Origin of the sequence: Leucobacter sp. OLIS6 (genome assembly GCF_002752355.1) — a bacterium.
Classification (GTDB): domain Bacteria; phylum Actinomycetota; class Actinomycetes; order Actinomycetales; family Microbacteriaceae; genus Leucobacter.
Map to the genome: position 1 here is coordinate 418,117 of NZ_MRAV01000011.1, position 23,627 is coordinate 441,743.

Here is a 23,627-nt window from a genome sequence, read left to right on the forward strand (position 1 = left end):
CGATCACGCGCTCTCTCGGGTTCTGAGAGGCAACACATGTTCCAACTCATCTGGAACGGGCTCTTCGTGGGTTCGTTCTACGCCCTGGTCGCCCTGGGCTACAGCATGGTCTACGGGATCATCAAGCTGCTGAACTTCGCGCACGGCGACCTCTACATGCTCGGCTCGTTCTTCGCCTTCGTGGTGCTCGGCGGGGTCACCGGACTGTTCGGGATCGGTTCGATCCCGATCCTGCTGCTCGTGCTGCTCATCGCGATGCTGCTGACGGGCGGCATGGGCGTGCTCATCGAGCGCGTCGCCTACCGTCCGCTCCGCAAGAGCCCCCGGCTCTCGGCGCTGATCACCGCCGTCGGCGTCTCCTTCACCCTCGAGTACGCGGTGCGGCAGATCTTCGGCGCGAGCCCCCTGGTCTTCCCCGTGCGCCTCGGCGGCGGCCAGATGGAGATCCTCGGCGCCCGCGTCACCATGCCGCAGATCGTGCTCATGGTCGTCGCGGCCGTGCTCATGTTCCTGCTGCAGCGCTACGTGATGCACTCGCGCGAGGGACGCGCGATGCGCGCGATCGCGCTCGACCAGAACGCGGCGCTGCTCATGGGCGTCAACGTCAACAAGGTCATCTCGCGGACCTTCTTCATCGGTTCGGCGCTCGCGGGCGCGGCCGGCGTGATGGCGGCCGCCTACTACGGATCCATCGACTTCCTCATGGGCTTCGTGATCGGGCTCAAGGCGTTCACCGCGGCGGTGATCGGCGGCATCGGCAACCTCTACGGCGCGATGGTCGGCGGCATCGTCCTCGGCATGCTCGAGTCGTTCGGCACGAACTTCTTCGGCGGGGAGTGGCGCGACGTGTTCGCGTTCGGGTTCCTGATCCTGTTCCTCGTGTTCAAACCCACCGGCCTGCTCGGCGAGCGCGTCGTGGAGAGGGTGTAATCATGGCGAAGACCACTCGGCGCCTGGAAGCGCCCAAGCCCTTCCTCGAGCGGCCGCCGGCCGTCTCGGGCCTGCTCGCCCCCGAACGGTTCATGAAGGTGGTCGCCCTCGTGCTGTTCGTCGCGGCGGCGGTGCTGCCGTTCATCTCGGCGAGTCCGTACCTGATCTCGATCCTCACCTCGGCCATGATCTACGTCGTGCTCGCGATGGGGCTCAACGTGGTGGTCGGCTACGCCGGGCTCCTCGACCTCGGCTTCATCGCCTTCATGGCGGTCGGCGCCTACACGAGCGGCATCCTCACGACCACGTTCGGCTGGAGCATGCTCGAGACGATCCCGGTCGTGGTGCTCGCCTGCATCGTCGCCGGCCTCGTGATCGGCGGCCCCACGCTGCGTCTGCGCAGCGACTACCTCGCGATCGTCACCCTCGGCTTCGGCGAGATCATCCGCATCACGGCGAACAACCTGGACATCACGGGCGGCCCCTCGGGCATCCACGGGATCCCCACCTGGTCGTTCTTCGGCTGGTCGTTCTCGGACGGGCTGGTGCTCGGCGGCATCACCTTCAACTCGAAGATCCTCTTCTACTACTTCGTGCTGTTCGTCGGCATCGGCCTCGCGGTGGTCGCGGTCTCGCGACTCGGCAAGGGCAAGCTCGGTCGAGCTTGGAAGTCGGTGCGCGACGACGAGGACGTCAGCGAGGCGATGGGCATCAACGGCTATAAGACGAAGCTGATGGCCTACATCATCGGCGCCGTCTGGGGCGGATTCGCGGGCACCCTGCTCGCGGCGCACCTCTCGGCCATCTCGCCCAACAGCTTCGAGTTCCTGTACTCGGCGCTCGTGCTGATGGCGGTCGTGCTCGGCGGCATGGGATCGACGCCCGGCGTGATCATCGGCGCGCTCTTCGTGTCGCTCGCGCCCGAGTTCCTGCGCGAGTTCAGCGAGTGGCGCTACCTGCTGTTCGGCGTGCTGCTCGTGGTCGCGATGATCTTCCGACCCAAGGGGATCTGGCCGGCCAACGCGGTGCTGCCGTTCCTGAAGAAGCGGCAGATCCCGCAGGTGCCGCCGACGGCGGTCGTCGGCGTGGTCGGCGAGCTCGACGACGACGCAGAGGAGGGACGACGATGAGCGATACCCAGGCAACCGCAGCGGCCCCGATGGATCCGAGCCCGGGCGGCGCCCGCGGCCCCGTGATCCTCGAGGTGCGCGACCTCGCGGTCTCGTTCGGCGGCATCAAGGCGGTCGACGGCCTCAGCTTCTCGGTGCACGAGGGCGAGATCGTCTCGGTCATCGGACCGAACGGCGCGGGCAAGACGAGCGCGTTCAACTGCATCTCGGGCTTCTACCGGCCGAACGCGGGATCCGTCGTGTTCGACGGCGAAGCGATCACGCGCAAGAAGCCGTCGCGGATCACGCAGCTCGGCATGGCGCGCACGTTCCAGAACGTGCGGCTCTTCAAAGAGATGACCGTGCTCGACAACGTCAAGACGGGCATGCACTCGCGGCTCCGGCAGAACGTGTTCGACGCGATGCTGCACACGCCGCGGTACCGCCGCAGCGAAGCGCAGTGCACCGAGGACGCGCGGGGCTGGCTCGACTTCGTGGGATTCCGCGCCGACGACGAACTGCTGGTCACCCAACTGCCCTACGGCGAGCAGCGACGCGTCGAGATCGCGCGGGCGCTCGCCACGGAACCGAAACTGATCCTGCTCGACGAACCCGCCGCCGGCCTCAACCACAACGAGAAGCAGGAGCTGATGGCGCTGATCCGCAAGATCCGCGCGCTCGGCGTCGGCATCGTGCTCATCGAGCACGACATGGGTCTCGTCATGGAGATCTCGGAGCGGATCGTGGTGCTGAACTACGGCAAGGAGATCGCCGACGGCACCCCCGCACAGGTGAAGAACGATCCGCTCGTGATCGCCGCGTACCTCGGAACGGAGGAGGACGAATGAGCAAGCTCGTGCTCGAGGACGTCGAGCTCTACTACAACCGAGTGCACGCCCTGCGCGCACTGTCGTTCGAGGTCGGGGAGGGCGAGATCGTCGCCCTGCTCGGCAACAACGGAGCCGGGAAGACGTCGACGCTGTCGATGCTCTCGGGACTCGTCCGCGCGAAGAGCGGCCGGGTGACGTGGGGCGACAAGGATCTGACGCGGCTCCAGCCGTGGGACATCGTCGGCGCCGGGCTCCTGCACATCCCCGAGGGGCGCAAGATCTTCTCGACCATGACGGTGCACGAGAACCTGCTGCTCGGCGGGTACCTCGTGAAGGATCAAAAGCTCATCCAGGAGCGAGCCGACTACGCCTACGAGCTGATGCCGCGCCTCGCCGAGCGGCGCACCCAGCAGGGCGGCACCCTGTCGGGCGGCGAGCAGCAGATGCTCGCCCTCGGGCGGGCGCTCGTCGGCGGGCCGAAGCTGCTGCTGCTCGACGAGCCGTCGATGGGGCTCGCGCCGCTCATCGTGAAGCAGGTCATGGAGATCATCGCCGAGGTCAACAAGCAGGGCACCACGATCCTGCTCGTCGAGCAGAACGCGCGCGCCGCGCTGAAGATCGCGGACCGGGCCTACGTCCTCGAGTCGGGCCGAGTCACCATGTCGGGCCCGGCGGACGAGCTGGCCGCCGACCCGCGCGTGATCGAGGCGTATCTGGGGGCCTGAGCCCGCCGCCGGTCGATCCCGCCGGTTGAGCGGACGGAGCGAGTCGAAACCCCTCCGGGGTCCTCTCGTCCGCCCGCTCAATCGGCGGTCCTCGGTGCCCGCCGCAGCGCCAGCCCCGACGCGACCGCGCTGCTCGTCACGATCAGCGCGACGCCGATCCACTCGGCGGGCCGCAGCCGCTCGCCGAGCAGGATCCACCCGACGAGCGCGGCCCAGACGGGGCTCGTGCTCGTCAGGATCCCGAACAAGCCGGCCGGGAGCCGTCGCAGTGCGAGCAGATCGACCACGTAGGGCACGATCGACGACAGCAGCGCGCAGCCGGCGGCCAGCAGCAGCGCCCCCGCCGTGGGCGGGTGCGCTGCGAACCACAGGATCGCGACGGGCAGCCAGACCAGGGCCGCGACCGCGCTCGCCGCCGCGGTCCCCTCGATACCGGGCAACCGCCTGCCGAGCGTGCGGTTGAGCAGGATGTAGCCGGCCCACGCCGCGGCGGCCACGAGGCCCAGTCCGATCCCCAGGAGGTCTGAGGCGGGGCCGGGGTGCGTGAGCACGAGGACCCCCGCAGCGGCGAGGAGCGCGCAGGCGGCATCGGCGATCCGGCGGGAGGTCAGCAGGGCGACCGCGAGCGGCCCGAGGAACTCGAGAGTCACGGCGAGCCCGAGGCCGATGCGCTGGATCGAGGCGTAGAGCGTCAGGTTCATCACGGAGAACACGAGCGCGAGGCCGAGCACCGGCCACCACTCGGCGGCGCGATAGCGCGTGAAGCGCGGGCGAGCGATGGGCAGCAGTACGGCGGCGGTCACGAGCTGGCGCACCGCCACGACCCCGACCGGTCCGACCACGGGGAACGCGAGGGCGCCGAGCGCGGCGCCCACCTGGTTGACGGCGAAACCCGAGAGCGACATCGAGATCCCGAGCGCGCGGGCGCGGGGTGCGCCGGGCACGGGGCCGTCGAGCGGCGCGCGCGATGCCGGCGTCGGGGTCGAGGCGTCGGCCGCACTCCCGGGGGCGCTGCGGAGATCGGTCATGCGGGGCAGCATAGGGGCGGCCCGCACGGCGCGGTCGTGCGTTCTGCGACGCTGCCATACGATGTGGTTATGGAGTGGACGCTGCGCGAACTGCGGTGCTTCGTCGCGGTCGTCGACGCCGGATCGTTCACCGAGGGTGCCGCGCGGCTCTTCGTCTCGCAGGCCGCCGTCTCCCGGACCATCGCGGGCCTCGAACGCGGTCTCGGCGCGCAACTGCTGCGCCGGCTGCCGAACGGATGCACGCCGACACCGGCGGGGTGGGAGCTGCTGCCCGCGGCCCGGCGCGTGCTCGCCGAGGCCGACCGCTTCACCCGGTTCGCGCGATCCCGGCGGGAGGTGCTGCGGGTCGGATACGCCTGGGCGGCGCTCGGCGCGCACACGGCCCGGCTCCTGCGCGACTGGTCGCCCGCCGAATCCGGATCCGACCTCGAGCTGATGCGTGTCGAGACGGCGGAGGACAGCCTGCTCGACCAGCGCTGCGATGCCGCGATCATGCGTCGCCCGCCGAGCGATCCGGCGTTCGAGTCGACGGTGCTCGGGCACGAACGGCGCGTGGTCGCCTTCGCCGAGGATGACGCCGGCTGGGGCCGTCGGCGGCAGCTGAGCCTCGCCGAGATCTCCGAGCGCACCGTGGTGATCGACGTGCGCTCGGGCACCACCGACGCCGGGTTGTGGGCCGGGAGCGGCGCACCGGAGTTCATCGAGTCGAACAGCGTCGACCAGTGGCTCGACCTCATCGCCGCCGGCCGCGGGGTGGGCATCACCGCGGAGGCGACGTCTCACCATCACCGGAGGGACGGGGTGCGGTACCGCGGCATCTCCGACGTGAAGCCCGTGCCAGTGCTGCTCGTCTGGCGGCGCGGCGAGCGCGGTCCCGCGATCGACGCGCTCGTGGAGCGCGCGCGGGCGCTCTACGCAAGCGGGTCCTAGGCCGCTACTCCAGGTCGAGGAACGCACCCAGCGGGAGCGGCTGCGCGACCGGACGCTTCGCCGAGGTGCTCAGCGAGCCCCGGGCGTCACCGCCGCTGAGGCACGACACCGCGAACCCGCAGACGCGCCCCTGGCACCAGCCCATTCCGGCCCGGGTCACCCCCTTCTCGGTGCGCAGGTCCTCGGCCGCGAGCTCCGCCCGGGCCTCGAGCAGGGCACCCGCCGAGACCTCCTCGCAGCGGCACACGATCGTCGACTCGGCGAGGCGATCCTGCCAGCCCGCGGGAACCGGGTGCGCGAGGTGCATCGCCTCCGCGAACCCGCGCTGCCGCGCGAGCGCCCGCAGCTCCCCGGGCGCGACCGGACCGGCCGCACCGGACACGGCCTCGGCGCCCGCCGAGCGTCCGGCGATCCGCCCCTCCAGCACCGCGAGCACGGCTCCGCCGACGCCCGTGAGCTCGCCCGCGAGGAACAGGCCGGGCACCGAGGCGCGCCCGCGCTCGTCGACCTCGCAGACGAGCGAGCCGTCGACGTCCACGCGCGTCTCCGCACCGAGCTGCACGGGGAGTTCGAGCTGCGGGGTGAAGCCCCAGCCGAGGCCCACGCCGTCGACGCCGTCGATCACGCGCTCCGACCCGGGCACGACGCCGCCCGCGCTCGAGACGCGCGCCGTGCGCACCGCCTCGACCCGGTCTTCGCCCAGGATCTCGGTGATCACCGTTCGGACTCGATACGGGATCCGGTGCCGCAGGAACGTCCAGGCGTACTCGGCTCCCTCGAGCGCCTTCGCGGGCACGCCCGCCGCGCGGTGCGCGCGCGGCAGCCAGCCGGCGAGCGACGCCGATTCGCAGACCGCGGCGACCCCGCCGCCGGCCTGCACGATGTTCGCGGCGACGGGCAGCAGGAACGGTCCGGTGCCGGCGATCACGAAACGGCGTCCCGGCAGCATGCCGTTCTGCTTCACGAAGGCCTGGATGCCGCCCGCCGCCATGACGCCGGGCAGATCCCAGCCGGGCACGGGCAGCTGCCGGTCGTAGCCGCCGGTGGCCAGGACGAGGCGCGACGCGCGGATCGACGGCACGGGTGCGGATCCAGCGCCGTGCGCCGGCGCGAGCTCGAGTGCGAAGCGATCGCCGCCCCCGGGGCCGCCGCCGATACGCCGGGCCATCCACACGCTCGTCGCGGGGAAGTACGCGATGGCACCCGAAGAGACACCGGAGTCGAACGCGGCCCGCAGCGCGAGGTACTCGCCCCAGCCGTGGTGGAACGCGCCGTCGTCGGTCACGCCCGCAGCCTCGGAGCGATGCCGCCAGAACTGGCCGCCGGGCTGCTCCGCGGCGTCGACCACCGCGACGCGCGCGCCCTGTGCGATCGCGGCGCCGGCGGCGGCCAGGCCCGCGGGTCCGGCGCCGACGATCGCGACGTCGAACGCGGGCGCCGCGCCCGTGCTCCGGGCGGTCATGCTGCGCCGCCTTCGGTCTCGGACGCCTCGGCTGCCTCGCCGCGCGGTCCGCCGGCCGAGCACACCCGCATGCCCTCCTTCAGGGGGATCATGCACGCGCGCTGGCCCGATTCCCCGTCGATCTCGACGAGGCAGTCGAAGCAGACGCCGATCCCGCAGAAGAGGCCACGCGGCTTGCCCTCGCGGGTCGTGCGCCAGGCCGTGCGACCGGTGGAGATGAGCGCGGCGGCGACGCTCGCGCCCGGTTCGGCCTCGATCGGCTCGCCGTCGAAGCTCGCGCGCACGCGCTCGCCGGGATCGGGGCTCATGCGGACGCCTCCTCGGGTGCGGGTGCGGCCTCGGGATGCGCGGCCAGGAACTCGGGTTCGTCGAAGCGCTCGGGCCGGAACGGCGCGAGCGGCAGCTCGGGGTCGGCGCCGGCGATGGCCTGGGCCAGCAGCTTGCCGGTACCCGCTGCGAGGCCGATGCCGGCGCCCTCGTGGCCGCAGGCGTGCCAGAGACCGGGTGCGCGGGGGTCGGGGCCGATCACGGGCAGGTGATCGGGGCAGTACGGGCGGAAGCCGTGGTAGTGCCGCAGGATCCGGGTGCGTTCGAGGAACGGGAAGAGCTGGATCGCGTTGCCGGCGATGGTGCGCAGCGCCTCGGCGCTGATCGCGCCGTCGAAGCCGACGCGCTCGCGGCTCGACCCGATGAGGATCGTGCCGGCCGGAGTGCCCTCGACCACGGGCGAGGCCTGCAGGCCGGCGTCGGAGCTGCCGACGTTGTCGACGTACTCGGCGGCGTAGACCTTGTGGTGCACCATCGGCCGCAGCGGTTCGGTGACCAGCACGAAGCCGCGGCGCGGCAGCACGGGCACGTTCACCCCGGCCATCCCGGCGAGTTGACCGGCCCAGGTGCCGGTGGCGTTGACGACGTGCGCGGCCGAGAAGGCACCGCGCGGGGTGCGGACGCCGGTGACGCGGTCCCCGTCGCGCAGGAAGCCGGTGACGGGTGTGCGCACCTCCAGGCGCGCGCCGAGGTCCCGCGCGAGCCGCAGCAGTCCGGTCGCCGCGAGGATCGGCTGCACCTGGCTGTCCTCGGGGTAGAACGCGGCGCCGAGCGCCCGGTCGGTGACGTGCGGTTCGAGCTCGCGGAGCCCGGCGACGTCCAGGCGCTCGGCGACGATGCCGAAGTCGCGCTGCGACGCCGAGAAGCGCTCGAGCGAGGCGAGACTGCTCTCGCGCGAGGCGACGATGATGCCGCCCTTCGCCTCGAACTCCCAGCGGTGGCCGTGCTCGGCGAGCTCGCCCTTCCAGAGATCGAGCGAGTACCGGGTGAGCTCCAGCTCGGGGCCGAGCTCCTTGTCGGAGACGAGGATGTTGCCCTCGCAGCGCGAGGTGGTGCCGCTCGCGGGCAGATCCCGTTCGAGCACGGTGACCGAGAGGCCCGCGCGGGCGGCGAAGTAGGCGGTGGCGGCTCCGATGATCCCGGAGCCGATGATGAGGACGTCGGAGGTTCGGCGGGTCATGCGCTCCCGTCCTCATCGGATCCCGGCGGCGCCTCGGAACGGTCGATCTGGCCCGTCGCCCACGACTTGCGTGCGTGGCCGATGTGCTCGCGCATGAGGCGCTCCGCGGCGGCGCCGTCGCCCGCGCGCAGCAGTTCGATGAGGCGGTGGTGCTCGCCCGCGCTCTCGGCGAGGCGGCCGTCGCGCGCGAGCGTGGCGATGCCGTACATGCGGGTGCGCACGCGCAGAGAGGTGGCGAGCGAGACGAGCTGCGGGTTACCGGTGAACGAGAGTACGAGCGCATGGAACTCGCGGTCGTCGCGCAGGTACTCGACGAGGTCCTCGCGTTCCGCCGCGCGACGGCAGGAGTCGGCGAGGCGCGTCAGCTCCTCGTAGGCCGCCTCGGGAACGTTGCCGACGACGCCGTGCATCGACGGCGGCTCGACGAGCAGTCGGATCTCGGCGAGGTCGTCGAGATCCGACTGGCTCATCGCGGTGACGCGGAAGCCCTTGTTCTTGATCGTCTCGACGAGGCCCTCGCGCGCCAGATCCATCATCGCCTCGCGCACGGGCGTCGCCGAGACGCCGAGCGCCTGGCCGAGCGTGGGCGCCGAGACCAGCGAACCCTCGGCGAGTTCGCCGGTGATGATCGCGGTGCGCAGCTGGTCGAGCACGGTCTCGCGCAGGTTCAGCGGACGCTTGAGCGGCGTGAGACGGGCGCGGGGCTCGCGGGCGGGGACGGTCGACATGGGATCTCCTCAGTTCTCCCTGGCGAGCCGGCCCTCGGCGAACACCACGGAGGCGCAGATCAGATCCTCCCATGACATCCCGACACCCGTGTAGACGGCGGGGCGTCCCGGGGTGCGGACGACGCGTCCCGAGACCAGGTCGTGCAGGTTCGCGGGAGGGGTCGATTCCCACATGGCATCGTCGATCGCGGTGGCCAGATTGCCGTTCTCGCGGCGGGCGGAGGCCCGGCCCTCGACCACGATGTCGGCGCGCGAGACGAGGGCGTCGTCCAGTTCGCGGAGTCCGCGCCCGTGCGTGCCGACGGCCGCGACGACGGCGTGGTCGCGCACGAGCGAGCCGTCGAAGAGGGGTGCGCTCGCGCTGGTGACGCACAGGATCACGTCGGCCTCGCGTACCGCGTCCTCGGGATCCGACGTGCGATCGCGGAACTCGATGGGAGCGACCGCTTCACGGAGCGCCGCGACCCGTTCGGGGCGGCGGCCGACGACGTCGAATCGCGCGCCGGGGAACGCGGTGAGCGCCGCTGCGATGTGACTCGCGGCCTGCACGCCGGCGCCGAAGACGAGCACGCGAGGCTCGGCGGGCAGCTCGGCGCCGAGCGGTGCCGAGCCGGCCAGCGCGCGCACGGCGGTGAGGGCGACCGCCGGCGTGCGGATCGCGGTGAGGCTCGCGCCCTCCATCACGGCGACGGGTGCCAGCGTGTCGGACGAGTAGAGCACGTAGAGGCCCTGGATCTTCTCGAGGCCGCGCGCGGGATTGCCCGGCGCGACGGTCAGCGCCTTGAGGCCGCTGTACTCCGCGCCCTGCGCGGGCATGAGCAGGAACTCGCCGTCCGGCGCGGGGCTGAACAGGCGCGGGCCGTCGAGCTCGGGATCCACGCCGTTCAGCAGGCCCTCGCGGATCGCGCGCATGGCGCGGTCGTAGGGGAGCGCGGCGCGGACGGCGTCAGCGTCGAAGTAGGGGAGGGAGGTCACAGCAGGAACCCCCTCGGGAAGGGATCGCTCGGGTCGAGCATGTACTGGGCGGTGCCCGTGATCCAGGCGCGGCCGGTGACGGTGGGGATCACGGCCGGGCGGCCGGCGACCTCGGTCTCGGCGATGAGGCGCCCGACGAAGCGGGAGCCGATGTACGACTCGTTGACGAAGTCCGTGTCGAGGGTGAGCTCGCCTCGGGCATGCAGCTGCGCCATGCGGGCGCTCGTGCCGGTGCCGCAGGGGGAGCGGTCGAACCAGCCGGGATAGATGGCCATCGCGTGGCGGGACCGTTCGGCGGTCGAGCCGGGCGCCTTCAGGTAGACGTGGTGGCAGCCGCGGATGTCGTCGCGCTCCGGGTGCACGGGCTCGTCGGCCTCGTTGATGGCGTCCATGATCGCGAGGCCGGCCGAGAGCAGCTCGTCCTGGTTCGCGCGATCCTCGCGCCACTCGATGCCGAGGGATTCGAGGTCGACGATCGCGTAGAAGTTGCCGCCGAACGCGAGATCGTAGGCGACGGTGCCGATCCCGGGGACTTCGACGCTGGCGCCCAGCCGCTCGGAGAACGACGGCACGTTGGTGATGGTGACGCTGTCGGCGTGGCCGTCGGTAACCGCGACCTCGGCGATGACGAGGCCCGCGGGGGTGTCGAGCCGGATCGTGGTGACGGGCTCGGTGACCTCGACCATGCCGGTCTCGACGAGCACGGTCGCGACGCCGATGGTGCCGTGGCCGCACATGGGCAGCAGGCCGGACACCTCGATGTAGAGCACGCCCCAGTCGCAGTCTTCGCGGGTGGGCGGCTGCAGGATCGCGCCGCTCATCGAGGCGTGGCCGCGGGGCTCGAACATGAGCAGCTGCCGCAGCTCGTCGTTGTTCTCGATGAACCAGGTGCGGCGCTCGGCCATGGTCTTGCCGGGGATCACCCCGACGCCGCCGGTGATCACGCGGGTGGGCATGCCCTCGGTGTGGGAATCGACGGCGTGGTAGACGTGCGAGGTGCGCATTGCGTTCCTTGGATGTTCGGGGCTCGATGCGGGTGGGTCGGCGGGGATCCTGGCCGCCGATCGAGCAAGCGGAGCGAGTCGAAATCCAGGATCCCGCATCGCTCCGCTCGTCCGGCGGGGTGCTTACTTGTCGTAGCCCTTGGCCACGGCCGCCCGGGTGTCGGCGATGATCCGGTCGGCGACGCTCTGCGCGAGCGGCAGGCGCGGGGGACGGCAGGCGCCGCCCTTGCGGCCGAGCACGTCCATCGAGAGCTTGATGGCCTCGACGAACTCCGTCTTCGAGTCCCAGCGCAGCAGCGAGTGCAGGTCGCGGTAGATCTCCTGGCCGCGCACCAGGTCCTCGACGTTGCCCGAGGTGCAGAGCTCGAAGAGCTCGATGCACGACTTCGGGATCGCGTTCGGGTAGCCCGAGACCCAGCCGACGGCGCCGGCGAGGCCGACCTCGAGCACCGTGTCGTCGGTGCCGATGAGGATGTCGAGGGTCGGAGCGAGCTCCTTGATCTCGTAGATGCGGCGCGGGTCGCCCGAGAACTCCTTGATGCCGACCATGTTGCCCGCGGCATGGATCTCGGCGACGAGCTCCGGCACGAGGTCGACCTTGGTGTCGATCGGGTTGTTGTAGGCGACGACGGGGAGGCCGACCGAGGCGACCGTGGCGTAGTGGTGCTTCACCTGCTCGTGGTTCGCGCGGTAGACGTTCGGGGGCAGCTGCATGACGCAGCTCGCGCCGGCGTTCGCGGCCTGCTCGGCCCAGTGCGCCGACTGGAGCGCACCGTAGGCGCCGGTGCCGGCCATGACGGTGAAGCCCTCGGGCGAGGCCTGCACTGCGGTCTCGACGACCTTCGCGCGCTCGACGTCGCTGAGGTTCTGGTACTCGCCGAGCGAGCCGTTGGGTGCGACGCCGTCGCAGCCGTTCTCCGCGAGCCAGGCGACGTGCTCCGCGTAGGAGTCGTAGTCGACCGACAGGTCGTCGTTGAAGGGCAGAGCGGTGGCGACGATGACGCCGTGCCAGGGCTTCTTCTCGGTCATTGCGAGCGGTTCCTTTCGGGCGGTCCGGGTGCCGATCGGTCCCGGGAAGTCTCTATGGTGTGTGACATTGCACAAGCTAGCACGCTCCCGTTCCGGGGTGCAAGGAGCGATCCGCGCGAGCCGATTGCCGATGTCGGAGGTGAGGCGCACAATGGCTCCAGAGCACCGCCGATCCGGGGCGCGCCACCTGCTGAGGAGCCATCATGACCGTTCGCCTGAACCCCTATCTCTCCTTCCGCGGCAACGCCCGCGAGGCGCTCGAGTTCTATCGATCCGTGCTCGGAGGCGAACTGCGCATCATGGAGTACCGCAGCATCCCGGGCATGATGGGCGGCGACGCCGAGGGCGACAAGGTCATGCACGGACAGCTCGAGACGGCCGATGGACTCACGCTCATGGCAGCGGACATCCCCGATTCGATGGCCGACGACCCGGTGTCGGCCGGCGGCGGCACCTCGGTCTGCGTCTCGGGCGACGATGCCGAGCGGTTGACCGCGCTCTGGGAAGCGCTCCTCGACGGCGCAGAGGTGCGGATGCCGTTCGACCGCGCGCCGTGGGGCGACACCTTCGGCGACCTGCGCGACCGCTTCGGAATCACCTGGATGATCAGCCTCTCCGCGGCCGGAACGGAGTAGCGTCGGATCCATGAGCCCTGCATCGATCCGCGAGATCCCCGTCACCCTCCTCTCCGGAACAGAGACTCGCTTCGGCGACCTCGCCCCCGGAGCGGCGCTCGTCGTCAACGTCGCCTCCAAGTGCGGCTTCACCCCGCAGTACGGCGGGCTCGAGGAGCTGCACCGCGAGTTCGGCGAGCAGGGCCTCGCCGTGATCGGCATGCCGTGCAACCAGTTCCTCCGTCAGGAGCCCGGCACGTCGGACGAGATCTCCGAGTTCTGCCAGGTCAACTACGGCGTCACCTTCCCGCTGCTCGAGAAGGGCAAGGTGAACGGCCGCGGCCGGCACGCCCTGTTCGAGGAGCTGCGCCGCGGCAAGGATGCGGAGGGGCGCGGCGGCGTCGTCCGCTGGAACTTCGAGAAGTTCGTGGTGTGGCCCGACCCGGCGAACGGCGGGCAGCCGCGCATCGTGCGCTTCCGCTCGACCGTCGAGCCGCAGGATCCGGCGCTGCGCGCTGCGATCGAGAGCGCGCTGGCGGGCTGAGGCGGGGCTACGCCGGGGCGTCGGAGGGCTCCGGGGCCTGCGGTGTCTCCGATGCTCCCGTCGCGCGCCGTGCCGCGGTGAGCAGCAGGTGCACCGGGAGCACCAGCTCGGGATCCGAGAGGTCGATCCCGAGTTCGCCGGTGCGCTGCAGCCGTGCCTGCACCGTGTTCCGGTGCAGGCCGAGCCGGGCCGCGGCCGCCTGCACCGATCCACGGCAGGCGAGCACCGCGAGCACCGCGTCGATTAGCTGATCCCGGTTCGGGTCGGCGACGAGCCGCGGGAACAGGAGCTCGACGAGCCGAGCCGCCAGATCGCTCGGCACGAAGCGCGCGAGCAGGCGGGCGGGGATCCGGTCGAAAGCGATGAAGGGCCGGGCCGCACCGGCATCGGTCCGGGCATCGCTCCCGCGATCCGCGACCCGCGCCGCGAGCCAGGCCTCGTGCACCGCGATCCGCGCGTCGGCGCGGGATCGGTGCACTCGTGAGGACCCGCCCGCGACGGGCAGACCCGCTGCACGGACGAATCCTCGTTCGATCCGCTGCAGCGCGTCGGCCAGGCGCTCGCGATCGGCGGCGGGCATGAAGCCGAACCAGCCGCCGTCGAAGCGCGCGAGCGGCAGCTCCGGGAAGGCGAGGAACCACAGCTGGTGGACCAGCGCCCCCATCCGCTCGGGCTCCTCCGACACGAGGCAGACCGCGAGGTACTCGCCCTCGAGCAGCGGGACCCCCGCCGCGTCGACCAGCGACGGATCCGGGGGGTCGAACGCCGCGACCGGTGCGGATCCGATGAGCGCCGTGACCGCGATGACGGGCAACGACGCGCGGGTCGCGTCGAGCTGCTGCTCGAGCAGCAGCGCGCGCACGACGGGGGCGGCGTCGGCGAGCAGTTGCTCGGCGAACGCCCTCGCCGCGGATGCGACCTCCGCGATGAGCAGCTCGGACGTGCCCGCGGAAGGGCCGCCGGAGCCGCCCGAGCCGCGGGGCGCCCCGCTGCCGCGCGGAAGCAGCGGCACCGCGACGCGGACACCGGGCTTCGCCGCAGTGGGCGCGCGCGCCTCCGGGCTCGAACCGAACGTGCGTGTGCCCGCGGACTCGATCCAGACGGCGGCATCGTCGAGCTCGCTCGACAGCAGTGCGACCGCGTGCGCGGGATCGGCGGAGCCGGCCAACCGTTCGGCGGCCGAGCGCACCCGCGCCGCGGACTCCGCCCGTGCGGTGCCGAGTCGGATCGCCGCGTCGATCGCGAGCCGGGTCATGTCCCCGCGCGTGGTGAGCAGCGATACCTCGAGGCGCCGCGCGAGATCCACGACCGACGCGGTGAACGGCTGCTCGGGCACGATGAGCGCGCAGGCGCGTCGTTCCCATGCGTACCGCAGGGCCGCGGAGATCATCCAGCCGCCGCGCGCTCCCGCGGCGGAGAGCAGCACGACGGTGTCGGGGCCGACCGTCCCGATCTCCTCGAAGTCGGTCACGAGGGCCAGGTCACGCACCGGACCGCGCTCGGCGGCGAGGTGCAGCACCTCGAGGCCGTCGAGTCCCGGGGCGCCGATCAGATCGCGGAGCTCGACGGCCCCGGTGGAAGCGCGGGTCATGAACGGGTCCTTCCTCGGTCGGGCAGGAGGGCGTGCAGGGTTTCGGGGGCCGCGAGGCGCCGCCCTGCCGGGGAGTACCACTGGGGTGCGGCCGGCAGCACGACGAGGTCGAGGGTGTTGCCGACCCACAGGTCGTCGAGGCTCGCCACGCGCCCGTCCTCGGGATGCAGCATCGTGATGATGTCGGGGATCACGGCCTCCGCGGTGCCGTCGACCATGAGCATCAGCAGCTCGTTCTGGATCTCGAGCTGCACGAATCGACCTTGCGACTCCTCGACGAAGACGACGCTGGACGGGTGATCCGGTTCGCCCGCGGGCGCCGGCCGGGAGAGCCCTGCGACATCGGCGACTCTCGCCCGGATGATGCGCCGCACGCCCTCGGTGCGGCGGAGCAGCTCGTGCTTCTCGCGGGTGCTGCGTGACGACTCGAGGATCCGGCCGATGCGGACCATGCGGGAGACGCTGCCGAGCACTCCCGTCCTGGAGAGCTCGGCAGCGGTCATCGGGTAGAGCGCCGTCGCCGACCAGCCGCCGAACTCCTCGGCGAGCGCGCGGACGAGGCGCTCGGCACGGCGCGGCTCCCGCACGCGGAGCACTGCCGACTCGCCCACGGGGCCGGTCGCCGCGAGCGGTCCGGCAGGGAGCCCGGCCAGGGTGAACACCGACTGGTAGAGCAGCGGGAACACGCGCCCCATGGGGTCGGCGTCGACCACGGGACGGTCGAGCTGCATGCCCGTGAGCAGCGGAACCATCGAGTTCACGTTGGCGGCGGCCAGCGGGAACAGGCCTCCGATGCGCTGCCCCAGCTCGCGTTCGAGGAGCCGGACGCTGGTGACGAACTCGTCTCCGGCCGGTCGGATCTCGGACAGCGGCAACCCGTTGTTGACGAAGCCGACCGCGGCCACGAGCGTGTCGTCCGGGAGCTCTTCGACGCCGAGCAGCTCGGGCCCGGCCCGGCCGGTGGCCAGCCGTGTGAGGATCCGATCCTGCTGTTCGTCGCACCACTCCGGATCCGCGGCGCAGGCGAGGAAGAGGGCGCCGGTGCGCAGGTGCCGCACGTCCTCAGCGTTCAGCCGCACGGGACGGTCTCCCCTCGGAGAGCAGGGCCCCGGCCGGCTCGCCAGCGACGCCGTGCACGCGCACGGAGACGACCCTGGCGTGTTCGTAGGTCGTCGCGGTGAAGCGCGATTCGAGGATCCGAACCGTCGACGGCAGCGCGCCGAAGGCGGCGAGGCGGGTACGGACCCGCGCTTCGGCGGCCTGCAGCTCGTGCGCCATCTCGGCGGCGCTGCCCGCGCCGACGATGTCGACGGCCCAGTCGGTCAGCGGGGCGCAGGCCGCGCCCAGCGCGCGCAGGTCGAGGTCGGTCTCGACCAGCTCCGAGAGATCGAGCCAGTCGGGAAGCGCTGCTCCGCGGGCGCGGACGACGCGCGGGGCGGGGTTGCGCCCGCTGAGCAGGATCTCGCTCGCGGGCACGAGGTGCGCCGTCTGCGTGGCGAGCCGGGCACCACCCCACCGCAGCTGGGGAACGACGACGGCCGCGCCGAAGCGCAGGGTGCCGAGACGGAGGCCGTCGCCGGTTGCGAGCACGAGGTCGCCGTCGTCGAGGCCGCAGAGCGCCGCGGCGCCGATGAACTCGATCGGGCTGCCGGAGAAGGCGGAGTGGACGGGTGCGTCGGCCAGGCGGCTCAGCGGGACCCGGCCCCCGTCGTTCCGCGTCACCGAGAGCCGCGCATCGGGATGGTGGCGGCCGGCGACGAGCGCGAGCGCCGTGGAGAGCGCCTCCGCGTCGGGCAGCAGGGCGCTGTTCAGCAGCGCGGTCCGCTCGCGGGTCGCGAACGAGTTGCTGTCGAAGGCGTGCGAGAAGGAGACGCTCAGCGCCCCGGGACGCTCGAGCAGGATCTCACCCGCTGCGAGCTCGTGGGCTGGATTCACGAGGGCTCCCGCACTCGTGATCACGACTCGGGAGCCGGCGGGGATGCGGGCCGAGGCCTCCCGGAACCCCGTCGAGTCGAAGGGTGCGAGCTCCTCGCCGAGGGTCGTGTGCCCGCCGCGCGCATGCAGGATCGGCGCCTCGCCGACCCTCGGTTCATCGCCGGGATCGATGGGCGGGCGCGGCGCGATGCGGACCACGGTGAGCGGAAGCCGGTCCGAGCGGCGGAGCACCTCGCTCAGGTCGAAGGCGATGGACCGTACCGGATCGCGCGGGGCGCCGATGCCCGAGAGGAGACGATCGAGCGCCGAATCGATCTCGTCGCCGCTGCCGGGCGTCGAGTGCGTCGACAGTGTTCCGTCGGGGCGCAGGCACACCGCGTCGAGTCGTCGGTGGTGGACGCCGATCCCGATCCGCATGCGCGCTGCTCCGTTGCCGACCCGCAGAGCACCGGAATTCGGCGAGATCGCGGGTCGGTTTCATTCTTTTGCACTCGGAGGCCTGCGCGCAAGGTGCAATCTGCACACAATACGCCGAGCGGGTGCGGCTAGTTTCATGGCAGCGCCGCGGATCCCGATGACCGCGACCCCGGCGCAACGGCACACCACGATCGACACAACGGAGTACGAGACCTGATGATCCGCTCAGTCCTGACCCTGCACACCACCCCCGAGCAGACGGGTTCCGTGCTGGAGCTCTACCGCCGCGAGGCGATCCTGCAGGAGTCGCTCGACCTCACCCGGGCACTCGGATCCGAGATCGCCTCGGCCGTCGACGGATCGGGCGAGATCATCGTGACCGCGCTGTGGCCCGACGAGGCCGCCTACCAGGAATGGCTCGATCACCCGAACCGGGGCCGCACGGCGCCGGAGCTGTCGGGACTGCTCCCCGACGCCCGTATCGGCGTCGGCCGCCTCTACGCCGTCGACCAGCGGGTCTCGAAGACCGAGATCTGATCCCGCACCCCGCACCCACGAAAGAAGAATGCAATGACGCACCTCTCACGGATCATCGCCGGCGCCGGCGTCCTCGCGCTCGGCGTCTCCCTCGCCGCCTGCAGCTCCGATCCCGGATCGGGCGGCGGTGGAGACAAGTACTCGATCGTGGTCCTCGCCTCCTCCTCGCAGAACGGGTACAACCAGGCCGTCTACGAGGGGGTGCAGAAGCAGGCGAAGGCGCTCGGCGAGAAGCTCGGGATCACGATCACCACCAAGATCCAGGACGGCCAGTTCGACGCCAACACCCAGCTGTCGCAGCTGCAGAACGCTGGCACCAACGGGCAGGCGAACGGCATCATCGTCGTGCCGCAGGACGGACCCGGGCTCGCGGCGGCATTCCCGCTCGGCAACGACATCCCCGTCGTCTCGGTGCTGAACCCCATCGGCCCGGATATCGACAAGATGGAGCCGCAGACCGAGGGCGTCGTCTCAACGGTGGCCTCCCCGCCCTCGGCGGGTGCAGCGCGCCAGGCCGAGACGGTCGTCGAGTACTGCAAGGACATCAATCCCTGCAAGATCGGTCTGCTCGCCGGACTCTTGAACTCCCCGCTCGATGTCGCGCGGATCAAAGCCTGGAAGCAGGTGCTCGGGCAGCACAAGAACATCACGATCGTCGGTACCGTCGAGGGCGCTTACGATCGCGACAAGTCGCTCACCGCCGTGTCCAACCTGCTGCAGGCGAACACCGACATCAACGGGATCCTGAGCAATGCCGACCAGCAGACGATGGGTGCCCAGATCGCGCTCGAGAACGCCGGCATCGACCCGGCGACGATCTTCCTCACCGGCGGCGGCGGAACCACCGAGGCGGTGAAGGCCGTACGCGACGGAAAGTGGACCAACGACTATCTGAACTACCCCGTGAGCATGGGCGAGGCCGCACTGGAGCAGCTCGTGAACAAGCTCCGCGGCGAGAAGGTCACGGCCGTCGTCGACGCCGACTCGCTCGTCAAGCTCCCGCCGATGGCGACGAAGCAGGATCTCGATGCGATGCCGGACTTCACCGGCGAGTGGAACGGCTGAGACCGTGCAGAATTCTGCGACCGGCCCGGTGCTCGTCGAGCTCCGCGGCGTCGACAAGCGGTTCGGGGCGACCCAGGCGCTCGACGGTGTCTCGCTCGAGGTGCGCGGGGGAGAGATCCACGCGTTCGTCGGCGAGAACGGCGCAGGCAAATCGACCCTCGGAAAGGTGATCTCGGGGGTCTACGCCGCCGACCGGGGCGACGTCGTCGTCGACGGAGCCCCGGTCGACCGGTGGAACCCGGGGATCGCGCAGCGCCGAGGGATCGCGATGATCGCCCAGGAACTGGCGCTCGTGCCCGATCTCACCGTCGGTCAGAACGTCTTCCTCGGCGCCGAAGCCCACCGTTTCGGCATCGAACGGCGCAACCTCGCCGAGCGCTTCGCGGCGCTCGACGCGCAGGTCGGCTTCGGGCTCGACCCGGCGGAGAAGGTGCGCGACCTGCGCATCGCCGACCAGCAGAAGGTCGAGATCCTGCGAGCCCTCGCCCGCGACGCCCGCATCATCGTGATGGACGAACCGACCTCCTCGCTGACCGCGCACGAGATGTCGCAGCTCGAGGACCTGATGCGCATGCTCAGGGATCGCGGCTGCTGCGTGATCTACGTCTCGCACTTCCTCGACTCGGTGCTCGGCGTGGCCGACCGCATCACCGTGATGCGCGACGGCAGGCGGATCGACACGGTCGAGGCGGCAACGGTCTCGAAGCACGACCTCGTCACCGCGATGCTGGGTCGCGAGATGGAGCAGGCCTACCCCGAGCGACCGCCGGTCCCCGGACCGTCCGAAGCGATCCTGTCGGTGCGCGAGCTGCGCACGGCGACGGGCGTCGAGCGGATGAGCTTCGAGGTGCGCCCCGGCGAGATCGTCGGGCTGCTCGGGCTCGTCGGCAGCGGCAGGACCGAGTGCCTCCGCGCAGTGTTCGGCCTCGACGCGGTGGTCTCGGGCGAGGTCCGCTTCGACGATCGCGACTGGGCCGGGCGGAGCCCCGGGGACTCCATCGAGGCCGGCCTCGTGCTCGTGTCCGAGGACCGGCACAAGGACGGGCTCGTACTGCAGCGCTCGGTGCGCGAGAACATCGCGCTCGCGAGCCTCCCGTCACGGTCCCGCGGCGGCGTGGTCGACGGACGGGCCGAGCGGCGGATCGCGCAGGAACTCGCGGAGTCGCTCGAGATCCGTCCACCGGACATCGATCTGCCCGTCGGGTGGTTCTCGGGCGGCAACCAGCAGAAGGCGCTGCTCGGCAAGGCCCTCGCTGCGCGGCCGCGCCTCATCATCCTCGACGAACCGACCCGCGGCGTCGACGTCGGAGCCAAGCGGACCATCTACGAGCTCATCGCGAGGCTCGCCACGGAGGGGGTCGGCGTGCTGCTGATCTCCTCGGAGCACGAGGAGATCATGGAGCTCGCTCACCGCGCCTACCTGGTCTCCGACGGCCAGACCTTCGGGGAGATCATCCCCGAGCAGACCACCGTGGAGGACGTGCTGTTCCAGCTCTTCCACGTGAACACCGGAGAGGGGACGGCAGCGTGAGCGAAGCCGCAAACACCACCGTCACGCGGACGCGAGCCCGCAAGAAGTTCTCGGCCAAGGAGCTCGTCATCGAGTACGCGGTCCTGCTGCTGCTCGCGGCGGTGCTGATCGCGCTCGCGATCCTGTCGCCGTCGTTCTTCACCTTCGGCAACATCGTGAACATCCTGAACCAGAACGCCCCGCTCGTGATCATCGCATCGGCGGGCACCTTCGTGATCATCTCGGGAGCCTTCGACCTCTCGACCGGCGCGATCTACAGCGTCGCCGGAGTGGTCTCGGCCTGGCTCGCGGTCACCACGGGCAATGTCGCGCTCGCGCTCGCCGCCGCACCCCTGGTCGGAATCGTGCTCGGCGCGTTCAACGGCACGGTGATCACCCGGCTCCGGGTGCATTCGTTCCTCGCGACCCTCGCGTCGTCGATGATCTTCACGACGATCGCGGTGCTCATCACGGGAGGCAGCCTGATCACCGTCACGACGCCCGGATTCACCGTACTCGGCCGCAACCGCGTCGGCGGCGTCTTCGTCGCGGTCTTCGTGATGATCGTCGCGGTCGCCATCCTGTGGTTCGTGCTCTCCCGCACGGTCTTCGGACGCCGGGTCTACGCGGTCGGCGGCAACGCCGAGGCCGCCGAGCTCTCCGGCATCCGCGTCGATCGCACCCGGATCCTCGTCTTCGTGATCAGCGGGCTCGCCGCCGGAACCGCCGCGGCCATCGGCGTCTCCCGGATCGCATCGGGCCAACCGCTCGCCGGTGCAGGGCTCGAACTGAGCGCCATCGCCGCGGTGATCCTCGGCGGCACGAGCATCTACGGCGGCATCGGTGCCGTCTGGCGCTCGGTCGCCGGTGTGTTCCTGATCGCCCTGATCGGGAACGGCTTCGACCTGCTGAACCTCAACCCCCAGCTCAAGGACATGGTGACGGGCTTCATCATCCTCGCCGCGGTCGGCCTCGCCGCCGCCGGACGGGGGAAACGCTAGCTCCGTCCCAGCACGATAGCGCCCCGCGCAGCGCGGCCCGGCCGACCCCGGGTCCGCGCGGGGTGCCCGAAAACCCCGAAGACACCCCACACGGAAGGACCATCCCATGTCCGAAAACGTCCGAATCGCCGTCGACGTCGGCGGCACCTTCACCGACGTCGTCAAGCTCGTCCCGGAGACGGGAGAACTGCGCTTCGAGAAGGTCCCGACCACGCCGAGCGAGCCGACGGCCGGCGTGCTCGCGGCCTTCGACAAGGCCGACGCCGATCCGGCGCAGGTCTCGATGTTCAACCACGGCAGCACGCTCGGCCTGAACTCGCTGCTGACCCGTACGGGTGCCCGGATCGCGACGATCGCGACGCGCGGCTTCCGCGACGTGTACCTGCTCGGCCGCACCGACCGGCGCGTCATGTACGACATCGCGTACCGAAAGCCGGAGGCGCTGCTCGAGCGCTACGACACCTTCGAGGTGACCGAGCGCAGCATGTTCGACGGCTCGGTCGCCACTCCGTTCGACGAGGACGATGCGCGCGAGGTGGCGCGCGAGATCCTGCGCCGCGGCTACGATGCGGTGGCCGTCGCGTTCCTGCACGCCTACGCGAACCCGGCGCATGAACTCCGCATGCGCGAGATCCTGGCCGAGGAGGCGCCCGGCGTCGAGGTGACGATCTCGCACGAGCTGTCTCGCGAGTACCGCGAGTACGAGCGCACCAGCACGGCCGTGCTCGACGCCTACATCAAGCCCATCATGCGCAGCTACCTGAAGGCGCTCGAGGGGGAGCTCGAACGGCGCGGCTTCGGCGGTCGCTTCCTGATGTCGCGCTCGGGCGGCGGCGCGATGACCGCATCCGCGGCGCGCGAGCAGCCGGTGAACCTGATCCTGTCGGGACCCGCCGGCGGCGTCGTCGGCGCCGCGGCCTTCGCGAAGCTCATCGACCGGCCCAACCTCATCACGATCGACATGGGCGGTACGAGCCTCGACGCCTCGCTCGTGCAGGGCGGACATCCCGTGCTCTACCACGGTGCCGAGTTCGAAGGCCTGCCGATCAACACTCCCTCGCTCTACATCCACACGATCGGCGCGGGCGGTGGATCGCTGGGATACCTCGACGAGGCCGGTGCCCTGCAGGTCGGACCGAAGAGCGCCGGCGCCATGCCCGGTCCCGCGGCCTACGGCCGGGGCGGCACGCAACCGACCTTCACCGACGCGGCGCTCGCGATCGGCTACCTCGGCACCGATACCCCGCTCGGCGGCGAGCTGACGCTCGACCGCGAGAAGTCGCTCGAGTCGCTCGCTCCGATCGCCGAGACCCTGGGGCTCAGCGCTACCCAGCTGGCGCGCGGCATGGTGCAGATCTCGAACACCAAGATCATGGGCGCGGTCCGAGCCATCACGATCGAGCTCGGGCACGACCCCAAGGACTTTGCGCTGCTGTCGTTCGGCGGCGGCGGCGGGCTCGTCGCGGTCGATGTCGCCCGCGAGCTGGGGATCCCGGAAGTGATCGTGCCCCCGGGGCAGGGCGCCTTCTCGGCCCTCGGCATGCTCATGGCCGACGTGCAGCACGACTACTCGCGCACGAGCCTGCAGGCGCTCGAAGACCTGGACGCGGCCGCGGCCGACGCCCTCTACGCCGGGATGGAGGCCGAGGCGCGCGAGACCCTGCGCTCCGAGGGATTCCCTGACGAACGCATGGTCTTCCACCGGGTCGTCGCCGTGCGCTACTCGGGCCAGGAGCACGCGGTGACGGTCGACTACCCCGAGGACGGATCGGATCCCCGTGAGGCGATCCGCTCGGAATTCGACCGGCTGCACCTGCGCCAGTACGGGCACACCATGGACGATCCCATCGAGACCACGACCCTGCGCCTCGGCGCGGTGGGCATCGTCGACAAGCCCGGACTGCCGAAGGTTGCGCAGCGCGGGCCGGGGACCGGGCCGGAGCTGCGTACCCGGACGGTCGTGCTCGACGGCGACGAGAGCGCCGAGTACGCGCTCGTCGCCCGTGAGCAGCTCCTGGCCGGCGACGTGCTCGAGGGCCCGGCCGTCGTGACCGAGCACACGGCGACGACCGTGCTGCACGCCGGCGACCGACTCGAGGTCGGCGCCTACGGCGAGCTCGTCATCTCGATCCAGTACGCGAAGAAGGGAATCTGAC

23 protein-coding genes are annotated in these 23,627 nt (G+C 71.1%); 12 read left to right on the forward strand and 11 right to left on the reverse strand.

Annotated features, from left to right (window positions below):
• Positions 1–36 precede the first annotated feature (36 nt).
• The 4 genes from BMH31_RS08385 to BMH31_RS08400 are packed head-to-tail and all read left to right on the forward strand — an operon-like array spanning position 37 to position 3,594.
• Complete coding sequence (locus BMH31_RS08385; RefSeq protein WP_046453886.1) at positions 37–930, forward strand: branched-chain amino acid ABC transporter permease; 894 nt, start codon at positions 37–39, stop codon at positions 928–930.
• 2 nt (positions 931–932) lie between these two features.
• Positions 933–2,060 (forward strand): branched-chain amino acid ABC transporter permease, encoded by a 1,128-nt coding sequence (locus BMH31_RS08390; protein ID WP_084820840.1) that lies wholly within the window; start codon positions 933–935, stop codon positions 2,058–2,060.
• The gene (locus BMH31_RS08395; protein ID WP_199068262.1) at positions 2,057–2,887 is read left to right on the forward strand and encodes an ABC transporter ATP-binding protein; all 831 of its coding nucleotides are present in this window, start codon (positions 2,057–2,059) and stop codon (positions 2,885–2,887) included. Before BMH31_RS08390 ends, BMH31_RS08395 begins: the two co-directional genes overlap by 4 nt.
• On the forward strand, positions 2,884–3,594 hold the full coding sequence (locus BMH31_RS08400) for an ABC transporter ATP-binding protein (RefSeq protein WP_099723414.1): 711 nt from the start codon (positions 2,884–2,886) through the stop codon (positions 3,592–3,594). Before BMH31_RS08395 ends, BMH31_RS08400 begins: the two co-directional genes overlap by 4 nt.
• Before the next feature lie 77 nt (positions 3,595–3,671).
• Here BMH31_RS08400 and BMH31_RS08405 read toward each other — a convergent pair whose 3' ends face one another.
• Positions 3,672–4,622, reverse strand: a complete 951-nt coding sequence (locus tag BMH31_RS08405; RefSeq protein ID WP_168187893.1) for an EamA family transporter — start codon at positions 4,620–4,622, stop codon at positions 3,672–3,674.
• 69 nt (positions 4,623–4,691) lie between these two features.
• On the opposite strand from BMH31_RS08405, the gene BMH31_RS08410 reads away from it, so the two are divergent.
• Positions 4,692–5,552, forward strand: coding sequence for a LysR family transcriptional regulator (locus tag BMH31_RS08410; RefSeq protein ID WP_099723413.1), 861 nt, complete (start codon positions 4,692–4,694; stop codon positions 5,550–5,552).
• 4 nt (positions 5,553–5,556) lie between these two features.
• Here the strand turns inward: BMH31_RS08410 and BMH31_RS08415 are convergent, their stop codons facing one another.
• The 7 genes from BMH31_RS08415 to BMH31_RS08445 form a co-directional block, all read right to left on the reverse strand.
• Positions 5,557–7,014 carry an FAD-dependent oxidoreductase gene (locus BMH31_RS08415; protein ID WP_099723412.1) on the reverse strand — a complete coding sequence of 486 codons (1,458 nt, stop codon included), beginning with the start codon at positions 7,012–7,014 and terminating at the stop codon, positions 5,557–5,559.
• Positions 7,011–7,322 carry a (2Fe-2S)-binding protein gene (locus tag BMH31_RS08420; RefSeq protein WP_099723411.1) on the reverse strand — a complete coding sequence of 104 codons (312 nt, stop codon included), beginning with the start codon at positions 7,320–7,322 and terminating at the stop codon, positions 7,011–7,013. Before BMH31_RS08420 ends, BMH31_RS08415 begins: the two co-directional genes overlap by 4 nt.
• Positions 7,319–8,521 (reverse strand): FAD-binding oxidoreductase, encoded by a 1,203-nt coding sequence (locus BMH31_RS08425; RefSeq protein ID WP_099723410.1) that lies wholly within the window; start codon positions 8,519–8,521, stop codon positions 7,319–7,321. The genes BMH31_RS08420 and BMH31_RS08425 overlap by 4 nt, the downstream gene beginning before the upstream one ends.
• Entirely contained in the window at positions 8,518–9,249 is a 732-nt protein-coding gene (locus BMH31_RS08430) for a GntR family transcriptional regulator (protein ID WP_099723409.1), read from the reverse strand. Before BMH31_RS08430 ends, BMH31_RS08425 begins: the two co-directional genes overlap by 4 nt.
• Before the next feature lie 9 nt (positions 9,250–9,258).
• Entirely contained in the window at positions 9,259–10,224 is a 966-nt protein-coding gene (locus tag BMH31_RS08435; RefSeq protein ID WP_099723408.1) for an ornithine cyclodeaminase family protein, read from the reverse strand.
• Complete coding sequence (locus tag BMH31_RS08440; RefSeq protein ID WP_099723407.1) at positions 10,221–11,228, reverse strand: proline racemase family protein; 1,008 nt, start codon at positions 11,226–11,228, stop codon at positions 10,221–10,223. Before BMH31_RS08440 ends, BMH31_RS08435 begins: the two co-directional genes overlap by 4 nt.
• Positions 11,229–11,351: 123 nt before the next feature.
• A complete protein-coding gene (locus BMH31_RS08445; RefSeq protein WP_046454103.1) occupies positions 11,352–12,257 on the reverse strand; it encodes a dihydrodipicolinate synthase family protein in 906 nt (301 codons plus the stop codon).
• A 203-nt stretch (positions 12,258–12,460) separates the two neighbouring features.
• Between BMH31_RS08445 and BMH31_RS08450 the strand changes: the two genes are divergently transcribed.
• Together BMH31_RS08450 and BMH31_RS08455 are read left to right on the forward strand one after the other, a co-directional pair.
• Positions 12,461–12,892, forward strand: coding sequence for a VOC family protein (locus BMH31_RS08450; protein ID WP_099723406.1), 432 nt, complete (start codon positions 12,461–12,463; stop codon positions 12,890–12,892).
• 10 nt (positions 12,893–12,902) lie between these two features.
• Positions 12,903–13,415 (forward strand): glutathione peroxidase, encoded by a 513-nt coding sequence (locus BMH31_RS08455; protein ID WP_099723405.1) that lies wholly within the window; start codon positions 12,903–12,905, stop codon positions 13,413–13,415.
• Between the two features lie 7 nt (positions 13,416–13,422).
• Here BMH31_RS08455 and BMH31_RS08460 read toward each other — a convergent pair whose 3' ends face one another.
• Genes BMH31_RS08460 through BMH31_RS08470 form a run of 3 tightly spaced genes read right to left on the reverse strand, consistent with a single transcriptional unit; the run spans position 13,423 to position 17,358 of the window.
• Positions 13,423–15,006 carry a PucR family transcriptional regulator gene (locus BMH31_RS08460; RefSeq protein WP_099723404.1) on the reverse strand — a complete coding sequence of 528 codons (1,584 nt, stop codon included), beginning with the start codon at positions 15,004–15,006 and terminating at the stop codon, positions 13,423–13,425.
• On the reverse strand, positions 15,003–16,085 hold the full coding sequence (locus tag BMH31_RS08465; protein ID WP_158234909.1) for a DUF917 domain-containing protein: 1,083 nt from the start codon (positions 16,083–16,085) through the stop codon (positions 15,003–15,005). The genes BMH31_RS08460 and BMH31_RS08465 overlap by 4 nt, the downstream gene beginning before the upstream one ends.
• Complete coding sequence (locus BMH31_RS08470; protein ID WP_099747402.1) at positions 16,069–17,358, reverse strand: hypothetical protein; 1,290 nt, start codon at positions 17,356–17,358, stop codon at positions 16,069–16,071. Before BMH31_RS08470 ends, BMH31_RS08465 begins: the two co-directional genes overlap by 17 nt.
• 216 nt (positions 17,359–17,574) lie before the next feature.
• Between BMH31_RS08470 and BMH31_RS08475 the strand changes: the two genes are divergently transcribed.
• The 5 genes from BMH31_RS08475 (at position 17,575) to BMH31_RS08495 (ending at position 23,626) form a co-directional block, all read left to right on the forward strand.
• Entirely contained in the window at positions 17,575–17,895 is a 321-nt protein-coding gene (locus BMH31_RS08475) for a hypothetical protein (RefSeq protein ID WP_099723401.1), read from the forward strand.
• Positions 17,896–17,928: 33 nt separating this feature from the next.
• A complete protein-coding gene (locus tag BMH31_RS08480; RefSeq protein ID WP_099723400.1) occupies positions 17,929–18,960 on the forward strand; it encodes a sugar ABC transporter substrate-binding protein in 1,032 nt (343 codons plus the stop codon).
• Between the two features lie 4 nt (positions 18,961–18,964).
• Positions 18,965–20,491 carry a sugar ABC transporter ATP-binding protein gene (locus BMH31_RS08485; RefSeq protein ID WP_158234910.1) on the forward strand — a complete coding sequence of 509 codons (1,527 nt, stop codon included), beginning with the start codon at positions 18,965–18,967 and terminating at the stop codon, positions 20,489–20,491.
• On the forward strand, positions 20,488–21,471 hold the full coding sequence (locus BMH31_RS08490; protein ID WP_099723398.1) for an ABC transporter permease: 984 nt from the start codon (positions 20,488–20,490) through the stop codon (positions 21,469–21,471). Before BMH31_RS08485 ends, BMH31_RS08490 begins: the two co-directional genes overlap by 4 nt.
• Before the next feature lie 106 nt (positions 21,472–21,577).
• The gene (locus tag BMH31_RS08495; protein WP_099723397.1) at positions 21,578–23,626 is read left to right on the forward strand and encodes a hydantoinase/oxoprolinase family protein; all 2,049 of its coding nucleotides are present in this window, start codon (positions 21,578–21,580) and stop codon (positions 23,624–23,626) included.
• Position 23,627: the final 1 nt, after the last annotated feature.